The 13945-nt window shown below is 41.1% G+C and carries 11 protein-coding genes; 6 read left to right on the plus strand and 5 right to left on the minus strand.

Annotated features, from left to right (window positions below; genetic code table 11):
* Positions 1-62: 62 nt before the first annotated feature.
* Both glnD and map read right to left on the minus strand, forming a co-directional pair.
* Positions 63-2660 carry a bifunctional uridylyltransferase/uridylyl-removing protein GlnD gene (glnD, locus tag ACPEEM_RS06295; RefSeq protein ID WP_424408231.1) on the minus strand — a complete coding sequence of 866 codons (2598 nt, stop codon included), beginning with the start codon at positions 2658-2660 and terminating at the stop codon, positions 63-65.
* Positions 2661-2763: 103 nt separating this feature from the next.
* On the minus strand, positions 2764-3567 hold the full coding sequence (gene map, locus ACPEEM_RS06300; RefSeq protein WP_424401262.1) for a type I methionyl aminopeptidase: 804 nt from the start codon (positions 3565-3567) through the stop codon (positions 2764-2766).
* Positions 3568-3704: 137 nt separating this feature from the next.
* Here map and erpA point away from each other — a divergent pair, with 137 nt between their 5' ends.
* From erpA to mrcB, 3 genes are read left to right on the plus strand one after another with little or no spacing between them, the layout of a single operon-like run.
* On the plus strand, positions 3705-4046 hold the full coding sequence (erpA, locus tag ACPEEM_RS06305) for an iron-sulfur cluster insertion protein ErpA (protein WP_424401264.1): 342 nt from the start codon (positions 3705-3707) through the stop codon (positions 4044-4046).
* A 2-nt stretch (positions 4047-4048) separates the two neighbouring features.
* A complete protein-coding gene (locus ACPEEM_RS06310; protein WP_424406370.1) occupies positions 4049-4399 on the plus strand; it encodes a YacL family protein in 351 nt (116 codons plus the stop codon).
* Positions 4400-4432: 33 nt separating this feature from the next.
* A complete protein-coding gene (gene mrcB / locus ACPEEM_RS06315; protein ID WP_424406372.1) occupies positions 4433-6763 on the plus strand; it encodes a penicillin-binding protein 1B in 2331 nt (776 codons plus the stop codon).
* A gap of 188 nt (positions 6764-6951) precedes the next feature.
* Here the strand turns inward: mrcB and ACPEEM_RS06320 are convergent, their stop codons facing one another.
* Complete coding sequence (locus tag ACPEEM_RS06320) at positions 6952-7614, minus strand: NAD(P)H-dependent oxidoreductase (protein WP_424404046.1); 663 nt, start codon at positions 7612-7614, stop codon at positions 6952-6954.
* 223 nt (positions 7615-7837) lie between these two features.
* On the opposite strand from ACPEEM_RS06320, the gene ACPEEM_RS06325 reads away from it, so the two are divergent.
* Positions 7838-9217: a Do family serine endopeptidase gene (locus ACPEEM_RS06325; RefSeq protein ID WP_424404332.1), complete on the plus strand. Its 1380-nt coding sequence runs from the start codon at positions 7838-7840 to the stop codon at positions 9215-9217.
* Positions 9218-9319: 102 nt separating this feature from the next.
* On the opposite strand, the gene ACPEEM_RS06330 is transcribed toward ACPEEM_RS06325, so the two are convergent.
* A complete protein-coding gene (locus ACPEEM_RS06330) occupies positions 9320-10750 on the minus strand; it encodes a YdgA family protein (RefSeq protein ID WP_424406374.1) in 1431 nt (476 codons plus the stop codon).
* Between the two features lie 208 nt (positions 10751-10958).
* A complete protein-coding gene (gene rdgC, locus ACPEEM_RS06335; protein WP_424401272.1) occupies positions 10959-11867 on the minus strand; it encodes a recombination-associated protein RdgC in 909 nt (302 codons plus the stop codon).
* A gap of 93 nt (positions 11868-11960) precedes the next feature.
* Between rdgC and proC the strand changes: the two genes are divergently transcribed.
* Together proC and ACPEEM_RS06345 are read left to right on the plus strand one after the other, a co-directional pair.
* Positions 11961-12788: a pyrroline-5-carboxylate reductase gene (proC, locus tag ACPEEM_RS06340; protein ID WP_424404606.1), complete on the plus strand. Its 828-nt coding sequence runs from the start codon at positions 11961-11963 to the stop codon at positions 12786-12788.
* Positions 12788-13942 carry a 3-phenylpropionate MFS transporter gene (locus tag ACPEEM_RS06345; RefSeq protein ID WP_424406376.1) on the plus strand — a complete coding sequence of 385 codons (1155 nt, stop codon included), beginning with the start codon at positions 12788-12790 and terminating at the stop codon, positions 13940-13942. Before proC ends, ACPEEM_RS06345 begins: the two co-directional genes overlap by 1 nt.
* The last annotated feature ends 3 nt before the right edge of the window (positions 13943-13945 follow it).

The following is a 13945-nucleotide window of genomic DNA, read 5'->3' on the forward strand; positions in this document are numbered from 1 at the left end:
TTAAGCTGAATGTCTTGTCATCAGCCAAAGTGCGGTCAATTTTTACAAACTTTTCTTCTGTTCTATTTAGGATCGAGCACTTCGTGTAAACGTTGTTCAAGGTGTTGACGTTGTTCTGCGGTTAATGCTCTGCCTTCTGCGTTCGTCAAAATAAAAAAGTCTTCTGCTCGTTCTCCCACCGTTGTAATTTTGGCATTCTGTAAATTCAATTTTAATTCACTAAACACTTGACTCACTTTTGCCAACAAGCCTGCCTGATCTAAGGTGAAAAGCTCCATTTCTGTTTGTTCTGTGCGTTGTTCTTTTAAAAAACGAACTTCGGTTTTCACATGGAAATGCTGCAATTTGTGGTTATTGCACAATGTCAGTTTCGGCAGTTTGGTCGCCGTTAAGGTTTGCAATAAGGCTTTTTCTAAGCTACGACGACGATCAAACTTCGCCAAACTGCCATCGAATTCTGTCACCATAAAGGTGTCAAAAACATAACCATCGTGACTGGTAATGATCTGCGCGTCGTGAATACTGAATTTTTTCGCACCAATTGTAGTCACCACTTTATTAAACAGGTTCGGCTGGTCTTTGCAATACACAAACACTTCTGTGCCCCCATCAGAAAAGCGGTTACTGATTTTTACCAATAAATCGGTTTCATTTTCGGATAAAAGTTGTGTATGCCACGCAATTTGTTTTGGGCTGTTACGTAAAAAATACTCATCTGGGCAACGTTGCCAAACTTTTTCAATTTGCACCGCACTTAATGCTTGGTTCTGTTCTGCTAATAAACTCAGAGCCTGTGCACGATGGGTTTGTATCTTATCTTGTTGATCTAATACACGGTCCATTCCCTGATCGAATTGTTTATTGGTAAATTGATATAAACTCGCAATTAAGGAACGCTTCCAACTGTTCCATAAGGTTTCATTGGTCGCACAAATATCCGCCACCGTTAAACAGGTTAAATAATCCAGACGTACCTGATTTTGCACCGCTTCTGCAAAATCTAACACCACTTCGGGATCATGAATATCACGCCGTTGTGCCGTGACAGACATCAACAAATGCTGTTCAACTAACCATGACAAGGTTTGCACTTCTCGTTGGTCGAAACCATGTTGTAGGGCAAAGATTCTCACCTCTTGTGCCCCTAAAACGGCATGGTCGCCTCCTCGCCCTTTCGCAATATCATGAAATAAGGCGGCAATATATAACAAGGTGCGATCCGTTAAACGAGGAAAAAGCTGACTACACAAAGGATGTATTGCCACACTTTCTGGCGACAGAAAAAACTCCAGCTTCAACATGGTGCGTAAAGTATGCTCATCTACCGTATAACAATGGAATAAATCAAATTGCATCAGCCCTTCAATATGCTTCCATTGAGGTAAGTAGGCATGCAGTACCCCATATTTGTGCATGGGCACAAAGGCTTTTTCTATCGCCTGAGGTTGATTTAATAAACGTAAAAACTTTTCTCTTGCCAACGGCAAATCACAAAGGTACCCGTCTAATTGCTCTAAGGCTAAATGCAACTGTCGTAAGGTAGAGGAATGAATATCTGACTGCGGATGTTGAGTTAAATGAAAAAATACATCCAAAATCAGATCAGGGGATTGTATGAAAAGTAAAGGATCACGTAAACACAACGCATTATTTTGCAATTCAAAATGGGCATCAAGAATATGCGTTTCGCAGTGTTGATTTGGTTGTAAAAAATGCTCTCGATAATGCTTAACAATGACATCACTTAATAAGGAAATACTTTGCAAGGCTTGGAAAAAACGTTTCATCATACTTTCCACACCTTGATTGCCCTGCCCTTCAAATCCCAATAATTCTGCCACACGGATTTGACGCTCGAACAACAAACGGTTGTCATAGCGTTTTAAGATAAGGTGCAATGCAAAACGGACTTTAAACAAAAACTGCTGGCTGTCTTGAAGTAAATGATATTCTTCGGGATAAATAAAGCCAGACTGTAAAATATCTTCTAAATTTTTTGCCCCTGTATGCCGCAACGCAATCCAATACAATAAATGCAAATCTCGTAACCCACCGGGGCTGTGTTTTATGTCTGGCTCAAGATTGTAACTCGTGTTGTGATAACGTTGATAACGTGCGATACGCTCTTGGGTTTTCGCATGAAAAAATGCCTCTTTCGGCCAAAAATCAGGCTTTTTCACTAACGCCATTAATTGATTGAATTGTGCTTGCTCACCACACAAATAGCGGGCTTCTAATAAGTTGGTGGCGATGGTGATCTCTGCTTTGCCCACGCTTTCACATTCTGCCAATGTGCGTACGGCATGTCCTACTTCAAAGCCACAGTCCCACAAACATTGCACAAAATCGGCAATTTTGCTTTCACTTTGCTCACTTTGTATAGTTAAGTGTTGCGTGGTTAAAATCAATACATCTAAATCCGACAAGGGAAACATTTCTCTCCGCCCATAACCCCCTACGGCGACCAATGTCAAATGCGGTTGTTTATCCAAATCAAAATAGTGCCAAAGTGCCAATAATAATTGATCACAAAATTTCGTGCGATTGGCAATTAACTGATAAACAGAACATGTAGAAAAATGTTGCAGTTCAAATTGCTTTAGGGCTTCTTTTTCCATTTTGACCGCACTTTTCAGCGTAGTCAGATCCAGCCCGTGCATAGACGTTGCAGATAAAAAAGGTGAAGAATAATCACATTGCATATGTTTTTCCATAAAAAATGGCTGAGCAATATAGACGCTCAGCCAAATTCTTTGTTAGATGTTAGACATTCACCATAATACGCTGAATGCGACCTTCGGCGATTTCTTCCTCTCGGATTGTCATCACCTCACAGCCTGTTTCGGTCACCACCAGTTGATGCTCATATTGTGCGGAATGACTGCGATCTTTGGTTTTTACCGTCCAACCATCACCCATCAAACGCACTTCTTTTTTACCCGCATTGATCATTGGCTCAATGGTAAACACCATGCCTGGTTGTAACACCACGCCACCATCATCAGCATAATAATGTAACACTTGAGGTTCACAATGGAACTCCGTGCCCACGCCGTGTCCACAATATTCACGAACCACACTAAAGCCTTGCGATTCCGTGTATTTTTGTACTGCTCGTCCAATTTCATTTAAACGAATACCCGGTTTTACCGTACGCAATCCTTGATAAAGGGCTTCTTGTGCCGCTTCACATAATTTTTTACTGCGTATATTGGTTTCACCCACAATATACATTTTTGAATTATCACCAAAATAGCCATCTTTAATTACGGTGACATCAATATTGACAATATCGCCCTGTTTTAAAAGCTTTGCATCATTTGGAATACCATGACAAACCACTTCATTTAATGAAATGCACGTGGATTTCGGAAAGCCATGATAACCTAAACAAGCGGGGATCGTTTTTTGCACATTGACCATATATTCATGACAAATACGGTCTAATTCTCCCGTGCTAATCCCAGCTTTAACATAGGGTTCAATCATCACTAATACGTCTGAGGCAAGTTTGCAAGCCTCGCGTAACTTCACGATCTCTGCTTCTGTTCTTAATGGAATTGCCATAAAAATTCTCTCCGTAAACTTAATTCGTCCGAGAATTATAGCACCATATCTTTGAAAAATCGCTGATAAATTCTTGAACGAATGGGGCGGTTATTAGATAATAGAAAAATTCAATTGAAATTATAGCGAGAGAATTTATGACAGACATTTCTGTACCACTAAACTTTACAGACGCGGCGGCAAACAAGGTCAAAGCCTTAATTTCCGAAGAAGAAAATGCCAATTTAAAACTGCGTGTGTATATTACGGGGGGAGGTTGTAGTGGTTTCCAATATGGATTCACCTTTGATGAAAAAGTCAATGAAGGCGATTTAACCATCGAAAAATCAGGGGTGCAATTAGTCATTGATCCAATGAGTTTGCAATATCTCATTGGTGGCACGGTTGACTATACCGAAGGTTTAGAAGGATCACGCTTTATTGTGAATAATCCCAATGCATCCACCACTTGTGGCTGTGGTTCATCATTTAGTATCTAAAGATGGATTTCCAATTTACATCATACCAAGGTGCAGTGACCGCCAAATGCTCAATGGGGCATGAGGCGATAGCAAACTGGTTCAATACGGAAGTGCGTCATGATGCCACACAAATTCAAACGGTCCTTCAACAAATTCAAACCTTGCAACCTCAACAAGAACTGACTTTGATTGGTGCAGAATACAGCTTATTCATTAATCAAGATGAAGTAATGGTGCGAGCCAATAATCTGCTGATTGAAGAGGATCAAGAACTTGAAGATGACTTTCACTATTACGATGAAGAAAGTATTGCCTTTTGTGGTACACCCGATTTCGTTCATTTTTTACAAGCCTATTTAGCCTTTCTTTAATGGCTTTGAATAACGCTTTTCAAGCAGGTCACTATGTCCACCGCAAAAAAAAATAAATCGCCGAAAAGATCCCGTTCTTGGCTTATTTTGCTAGCCAAACTGAGCTTTACTGTGGCGGTCATGCTTGCCTTTTATGGGATCTATTTAGATGGACAAATCCGCTCAAAAATGAACGGGCAAATTTGGCGTTTACCTGCTGAAGTATATAGTCGTATTGAATCTATCCGTCTTGAAGATCATCTAAGCTTTGAGCAAGTCAAACAACGCTTGCTGGAAAATGAATATCGCCAAACCACCATTGTGGCAGCACCAGGTGATTTTAAAATTGAAAATAACACCATTGTCTTGCTACGCCGTGCCTTTCCTTTCCCAATTCAACCTGAAGCCCAACGGGTTTTTCGTTTACGTTTTGAAAATAATCAACTTCGTGTCATTGAAGATTTGATCAACCTACGTAGCATTCCCGAATTTCGTTTAGCCCCGAAATTGATCGCCATGTTGCAATCCGATAAGGAAGAACGCCTTGCCATTGCTTTACATCACTACCCTCGTTTATTAATTGATGCTTTATTGCTAACAGAAGATCGTCGCTTTTACGAACATGAAGGAATCAGTTTATTGGGAATTACCCGTGCGATGATCACCAATCTTCAAGCTGGACATACGGTGCAAGGTGGAAGTACCCTCACCCAACAATTAGTCAAAAACTTATTTTTAAGTAATCAACGCACCCTCACACGGAAAATGAACGAAGCCTTCATGGCGGTGATTTTAGATTGGCGTTATGACAAAAATCGTATTTTAGAAACTTACTTAAATGAGATTTATTTAGGTCAAAATGGCGATACGCAAATTCATGGTTTTGAACTGGCAAGCCATTTTTATTTTGGGCGATCAACCCGTGAAATTAGCCTTGATCAAATTGCCTTATTAGTCGGCATGGTAAAAGGACCTTCACTGTACAACCCATGGCGAAATCCACAACATGCCCTTGAACGCCGCAATGTGGTATTACGTTTATTACGTGATCATAAAGTGATTGGTGATGAACTTTATCACATTCTGATTCAACGCCCACTTGGTGTACAACAACGGGGACAAATTAGCCGTAAATACCCTGCCTTCATTCAAACCTTGCAAGCCGAACTACGCCAACAATTAGGGGAAAACAAAGCAGGGAATTTACTGGGGGCACGCATTTTTTCCACCCTTGATCCGAAACAGCAAGCCTATGCAGAACAAGCTGTCGTCAATGCCACCACCCAATTACAACAAAAACATAAAAATCCGCATTTACAAGCGGCAATGGTGATTGCTGATTATCGTCAAGGGGAAGTGAAAGCCATTGTCGGTGGCTTACAAACGCAATATGCAGGATTTAACCGTGCATTAAGTGCGAAACGCCAAATTGGATCCTTAGTTAAGCCTGCGATTTACTTGACCGCATTAGCTCAGCCAGAACAATTTCGCCTAAATAGCCCAATCAATAACCAACCTGTTACCATACGAGTCAAAGGAAGTGCCCCTTGGCAACCTCGTAATTATGATCGTAAATACAGCGGTTCAGTGATGTTAATGGATGCATTAACACGCTCTTTAAATATTCCCACTGTCAACATTGGCATGAAACTGGGATTAGACAAAGTGATTGAAACACAACAGGTTATGGGGTGGGATAAAGTGAAAATCCCTAAGGTGCCTGCAACCTTACTCGGGGCTTATGCCATTTCCCCTTATGATGTCACCCATTTATATCAAGTGATTGCCAATCAAGGGAAAAAAATCCCTTTAGCCACCATTGATAGCATTACTGATCAACACGGCAATTTACTGTATCAACGCAATTTAGATCCAGAACAAGTTGTGCCAGCTGAAGCGGCGTATCAAACAATTTATGCGATGCAACAAGTGGTTGAGCGAGGCACTGCTCGTAGCCTGCAAAATCAATTTGCCTCCCTCCATCTGGCTGGCAAAACAGGCACCACTAATGAAGCGAGAGACACGTGGTTTGTTGGTATTGATGGACAGCATGTGAGCACCGTGTGGCTTGGGCGTGATGATAATGGCGAAACCAAGCTGACGGGGGCATCTGGTGCTTTACAAATTTATCGTGATTATCTAGAACTTGCCCATCCAACCGCCTTATTACAAGAAGATTTACCACAAATAAAATGGGTGGGCATTAATGCTTATGGTGGCTGGGACTGCACAAGCTCACGTAAAATTCCTGTTTGGGCAGACAAAAACCAAACCTTTTGCCAGCCTGTTGTGCAGCCCGTTTACCAAGAGAGTTTGTGGGATGTACTCAATCCGAGTGCCCCCGCCAATCAACCTGCCCCCGTGGAAGATGCCATCGCCAATTAAGTTTATAGGCTTTATCCGCAAAACGTTTTGAAAAATGACCGCACTTTGCTTGGCTTCTCTACACTCTGGTTTCTTTACGAACTGATTTCTCTACGATCTGACTTTCTGATGATAAAAAAGGAAGACCCATAAGGTCTTCCCTTTGTTTGGCATGGTTGCATATGGCTGAAAATCGCTGAGTTGAATTTTCACTTAATCCAACAAGTGATGTCTTCAAGCGGTTTGCGAACCTTTTTTCTCACCGCTTTCGCACGATAGCCAAACGTCACCGCAACCGATACCCCATATTCTTGCGGATCAAATGCCCCCGTTTGAGCCAAAATGTCATTCACCGCCTGATAATCAAAGCCTTCTATCGGGCAAGAGTCAATCCCGACTAATGCTGCTCCTGTCATCATGTTAGCCAATGCAATGTAAGTTTGCTTACTTGCCCAATCAAACAAAGCACGTTCACTATCCAACACCTTAATATCATGTTGTTGGAATTTTTCGTAAATCGTCAACACTTTGGCTAATTGTTCTTGACTTAAGCCACGTTGTAATAAGGTTTGCTGAAAATCAGCAGAATCATAACGGGCATTTTTCTTGGCTAAAATAAACACCAAATGGCTTGCCTCATCTAACTGCGTTTTCATTCCCCAACTCACAGGTTTTAACTTTTCCCGTAACGCAGGATTTTGCACCACTAAAAATTTCCAAGGTTCAAATCCCACCGAGCTTGGCGATAAACGCCCTAATTCTAAAATATAGCGAAAATCTTCCTCGCTAATTTTTCTCGTCGGATCGTAATGACGAACGGCACTTCGAAAATGAAATGCGTCGAGCACTTGTTGTTGAGTAATTTGGCTCATCATGACTCCTTATTTCAAGTTATTCAACTGGGCTTTCATTATACGCCTCCTTGGATTAAACCAGACAAAAAGTGCGGTCATTTTTCAAATAATGTTGTTAAACGTAAAAAATTTGGACGAATTAGAACATTTCTTTATTTTTTTTGTCTTAGACCTTATGGAAACACTACCTAAAAACACATTTCATGATGTGTTGTTGTTTAATTTTATGTGGAGAATAACAATGAAAAAAAAGCATTTCCTACTGACTAGCCTTGCTCTCGGATTAAGCATCTTATCTACCCCAATGATCAGCCAAGCGAGCTTACCAAACTATGTTGAGGGTCAAGCCGTACCTAGCCTTGCCCCCATGTTAGAAAAAGTCTTACCTGCGGTGGTGTCCATTTCCGTTGAAGGGAAACAAAAGGTGGTTGGTCCATCACAATTTAATGATTTTCCTGAAGAATTTCGTTTTTTCTTCGGTCCTGACATTTTTAATGATCGTGGGCCTCGTAGCTTCCGTGGGATTGGTTCAGGTGTCATTATTAATGCCGAAAAAGGGTATGTGTTAACCAATAATCACGTGATCAATGATGCCGATAAAATCACAGTGCAATTACACGATGGTCGTGAATTAACCGCTAAAGTGATTGGTGCCGATGAACTCTCTGATGTGGCATTAATTCAAATTGAAAAACCGAAAAATTTAACCGCTCTTAAAATTGCGGATTCAGATAAATTGCGAGTGGGCGATTTTACCGTAGCAATTGGGAATCCATTTGGTTTAGGTCAAACCGTTACCTCAGGTATTGTCTCTGCACTGGGTCGCTCAACAGGATCAGATAGTGGTGCTTATGAGAACTACATTCAAACAGATGCGGCAGTCAATCGTGGCAACTCTGGTGGTCCATTGATTAACCTACAAGGTGAATTAATCGGGATCAATACCGCCATTATTTCACCAAGTGGTGGCAATGCAGGAATTGCGTTTGCCATTCCAAGCAACATGGCAAATAACCTTGTTCAACAAATTTTAGAATTTGGTGAAGTCCGCCGTGGTATGTTGGGTATTAAAGGTGGGGAGCTCAACGCCGATTTAGCCAAAGCCTTTGATATTGAAGCCCAACAAGGGGCATTTGTGAGCGAAGTGTTACCGCATTCTGCCGCCGAAAAAGCGGGCATTAAAGCAGGGGATGTCATTATCGCCATGAATGGTCAGAAAATCTCAAGCTTTGCTGAAATGCGTGCCAAAATTGCCACGTCGGGAGCGGGTAAAGAAATCGATCTTACTTATTTGCGAGATGGCAAAACATACCATACCAAAGTGACCTTACAATCCGATGATCAAAGCCAAGCAGATGCAAGCAGCTTGTTACCTGCCTTAACAGGGGCGGAAATGAGCAACCACAATGAAAAAGGCTTAAAAGGGGTGATCATCAATAAAGTGGCAGCAAAATCCATTGCAGAGCAACGTGGTTTGAAAAAAGGAGATATCATCATTGGTGTGAATCGTCAAAAAGTCGAAAACTTGGGACAATTACGCAAAATTTTAGATTCAAAACCTTCTGCTATTGCCCTCAACATTGTGCGTGGCGACACCAATTTCTACTTGTTAATTCAATAATGTTACAGGCACAAAAAAGACGGCGTGAAAAGCCGTCTTTTTTCTTTCTGCAAAGGCAGTCAAAACTTGTTGAAAATTGACCGCACTTTTTCAAGGTTCAGCTTATTGTTGTGTGATACCTAAAAAAAACTGTAACAAGATAAACATCACCTCGTCTTCTGGGATCACCTTGCCATTTAATTTCAACTCGCCTTTTTCCAGAATTAATCGCAATTTGGCATTGTCGTGCTCATTGACGAATAACCCGTTCTCTTGCAAATCATTTAAGGTCCATTCCATCAACATTTTCGCATTTTCATCGGCTTCTTCTGCACTCATGCCGCCTTGTTGTAATGAGGTCGCCATAAATTTCTCTAATGCGGCTTTTTCAACATCCACATTAAGCGCAAGCTGTTTGAATAAGCTGAAAATTTGACCTTTTTCTAATACCTCAAACTGGCTATTGGCAAATTCTAACGTGAAATTGGAATCCAGCTTCCCTTGCGAATTACGTAAACGAAGCGGGGAAACCTGAATTAAGGCGTGTTTATCTAATAATTGTTTCAACAATGCACCCGCCTTTTCACGAGAGGAATTGTTTGCCATGTTTTCGCCTTCAATCAATTTTAACAGGGCATTTAGGCTTTGACCTTCCAAATGATTAAGCGATAGCCCCACCTCTAATTGTCCCATCCCTTGATCTTGAAAACGCATTTCGCCTATTTTATTGTCGATCTGATAATTCACAAACGCCCCATCTTGGCGAATATTGGCATCAATAGACCAATCACGATATTCGATTTTTTCATCTGCTTTTTGCGGAAAGCTGCTGTATGCCTTGAAGCGATCAATATGCATTTTTTGCACCCCAACAGGAATTTTCTCCCATTCGGTTGCCGATAATTGGCTATTCAATGTAATATTGCCTATATCAACCGCCACTTTTCCTGACATCGGATTTTCGATTCGGAGCTGAGTATCCTTCATATTTAGGTTCATATCCCCCGCACCGTGCTCATCAAGATGGGAAAACTGAGCAGAAATGCCTTTCCAACGTAACGCCATGTTTTTTATGTTCATTTCCACTGGTGAAATCGCTATCTTCCCACTGATTTTTTGGTCATACCCCACGGCAATTTGACTGGTAAATGGATTTTGACCTTCTGCATAATCAAACCATGTTTGAGTGTGCGGTTGTTTTACAAGCTGATCTTGGCTTGAAAGGAAAACAGGCAAGAGATTAAACTGACTTAAACGATCTAAAGGGAAAGGACCATGGTTTAAGGTGCTTTGAAAAGGTAAAACCCAATCCCGATTTTCTAATTGAAATACGAGGTCATAACGTAATTGTGAACGAAAAATGCCACGTTCAAATTTAACCTCTGCGATTTTGGCATCAATCCCCATATGTTTTAAGCTTGCAAGCTTTGTATTCACCTTCTCTACATAATGTTGATGTGCCGATTCAATATGCTTACCCGTGTACCATGCACTTCCTGTCCATAATGCACCTATTGCCATAATAACACTGAATGTGATCGCTGATTTTTTCATAAATATTGTCCTAATTGCTAAGAATAAAAAGAATAAAAAAGCATAAAAAAAGCGTACTCTATCATAATTATGAGGTGGGATAAACGTGCCGCCTAAAGATAATATGCCATAAAAAAATGGGCTTAATCCCTAATAATACATTGAGATTAAACCCTTTTTTGAAAAAGCAGATCGCCATACGACGGCATCAATTTCCCCGTAGGAACATTTACAGTCTTGCCTTTTCACCCCCAAATTCATTCAATAAATTAGCGGTTAATTGACTTAATGTTCCTGTCATTAACACAAAATCGGCATCAAAACGTTGAGCATAATCTTCTTTTAAAATATCGTCATTTTTCTCACGAATTTGATCAGCAAATTTCAAACGCTTTAAGGTGCAATCTTCGTTTAAGATAAAAGACACATGATCTTCCCATTCTAAGGATAACTTGGTAATCAACTTGCCTGCATTTAAGAGGTTCTGAATTTCTTCTGAGGCTAAATTCTGTTGTTTACAACGAATAATCCCGCTTTCTTGGCTACCTGTTAGCTCAGCTTCTTCTAAGGGAGTCAACCATGTTGGGGTATGATCTTTATTCAACCAATCGGTCATCATCACACTCGGTTCATTGGCAAAACTCAATGGCACCACAGGTAAAGAGCCCAAGGATTTACGCAACAATGCCAATACCTCTTCGGCACGTTTTGCCGAGGCGGCATCCACATAAATCAGCTGATTATCGGCATCAATCCATAATGCAGTGTGTTGATTTTTACTAAAGGCACGAGGAAGTAGCATAGAGACAACATCCTCTTTCAATGCCTGTTTTTCCACTTTCTTTAATTTACGATTTTCTTTTTGCTCAAGTTGTTCAATGCGTTGATCTAATTCGGTTTTCACCACATGGGCAGGTAAGATTTTCTCTTCTTTATGTGCAACTAATAAAATTTGTTTCCCTACTGAAAAATGTAACATTTCACTGCCACGTAGCGGAGTTGTCCAACCAAATTTGCTCATATCTGATTGTTGGCAAGGATGATATTCACATTGTTGTAATGCACGTTGTAAACGCTCTGATGCCCAATCCAAATCTTTTGTTAGGCGATAAATCATGAGGTTTTTAAACCAAACCATAGTTTGTTCCTTCTTTTTTAAGGTAGAATAAGCAACTTATGTCGCATTGGCGACTCAATAATTCGGTATTGTAACGTAGTTCGAGAGAAAAATATGCAAGCGAAATCAATTTGCTTTATCGGTGGCGGAAATATGGCTCAAGCCATTATTTTTGGATTGCTCAAGCAAGGTTACCCCCCTCACCAGATCACCGTCAGCGATCCTAATGCTGCCAAACGTCAGATCTTCGCTGAAAAAGGCATAAATGCCATTGAAACCAGCGAGGCGAATAACCAAACCGCGGTGCAACAATCAGAGGTGGTATTACTAGCCGTGAAACCACAAATGATTGCTGAGGTGTGCCAAGCCCTAAGTGCGGTGGATTTTAGCCAAAAATTAGTGATTTCCATTGCCGCAGGCGTTTGTGTAGCAAGATTGCAATCACTCTTACCCACCGCACAACACATTGTGCGAGTGATGCCTAATACACCTGCCTTAGTGTCGGAAGGCATGTCGGGCTTATTTGCACAAGATAATCTCACCACTGAATACAAGCAATTCACACAAGATTTACTCAATGCCGTAGGAAAAACCTGTTGGGTCAACAACGAAACCGATATGCATGCGATTACCGCAGGTTCAGGCAGCAGCCCTGCTTATTTTTTCTTGTTTATGGAAGCCATGCAACAGGCGTTAATCCAAATGAATATGGATGAAGACACCGCCCGCTTATTGGTGCAACAATCTGCTTTAGGGGCGGCAAAAATGGTAATAGACAATCCAGATTTACCGATTGCCACCTTGCGTGAAAATGTGACCTCAAAAGGTGGTACGACCGCAGCCGCTTTGAATGTATTCAATCAACAACAGTTATATAATGTCGTGCAACAAGCCATGCAAGCTTGTGTCGAACGTTCTCAACAAATGGAGAAATTATTCTGATGAAAATTTCAGCATTTAACTGGCTTGCTCTAAGCTTCTTTGGGTATTTCTGTGCGTATGGCGTATTTGTCCCCTTCTTTCCTGCTTGGCTAAAATCACAAGCCTACGGTGAAGAATTAATTGGATTTGTCATTGCCAGTTCCTATGTGTTTCGCTTTATTGGAGGGATTTTCTTTTCCAGTTTAGTGAAAAAGGCAACCCAATTAATTCATGCATTGCGTTACCTTGCATGGTCTGCTTTTGCCATTTTACTGGCTATGAGTTTTATGGTAGAGAATTTTTGGCTATTATTCATTGCCATAGGCTTATTTTCCATGCTCAATGCAGGCGGAACCCCGATTAGTGATACCCTTGCCACCGTTTGGCAACAACAAATTCAACTGGATTATGGAAAGGCACGTTTAATCGGTTCCTTTGCGTTTTTGGTTGGTGTTGTGGTCTTCGGTTATGTGATTGACGTAATCGGCGAGCAAAATATTCTCTGGATTTTAGCCGCAATTTTAGCTTTCTATGCGATGGTGCAAATGGCGACCCCTGTACCTATGCCGAAAGAACAACAGCATGCCGAAGAAACGAAAATCAGGTTTAAAGATTTACTGAAAAATAGCACCACGCTACGCTTAATCATTGCGATTTCCTTAATCCAAGGTTCTCATGCCACTTATTATGCGTATAGTGTGCTGTATTGGAACAGTTTAGGCATTTCCGTACAAACTGTCAGTCTGCTGTGGGGATTAAGTATCGTGGCGGAAATATTGCTGTTTTTCTTTTCCACCAAACTTTTCCATCGTTGGACAGTAAGTTCCTTATTTTATCTTTCTGCCCTCGCTGCCGTTATCCGTTGGTCGGCATTGAGTGAGCTCAATGACCTGTGGTCTTTAACCCTCATTCAAACCTTACATAGTTTTACATATGCACTGAACCATTATGCGATCATTCGCTATTTCACCACTCAGCCACTCCATCATATTGCGAAATTACAGGGCTTATATAATGGTATCTCAGGCTGTGCGGCTGTGGCATTATTAACCGCATTATCAGGTTGGTTATACCCAATTTCCCCATCCATGACCTTTCTTGTGATGACGGGAGTTGCTACCTTGGCATTAGTCGTCATTCCACGTAAAGTCGATGCGTTTTTAGCTGATCGGTAAATA

Origin of the sequence: Pasteurella pantherarum (genome assembly GCF_049670885.1) — a bacterium.
GTDB lineage: Bacteria > Pseudomonadota > Gammaproteobacteria > Enterobacterales > Pasteurellaceae > Pasteurella.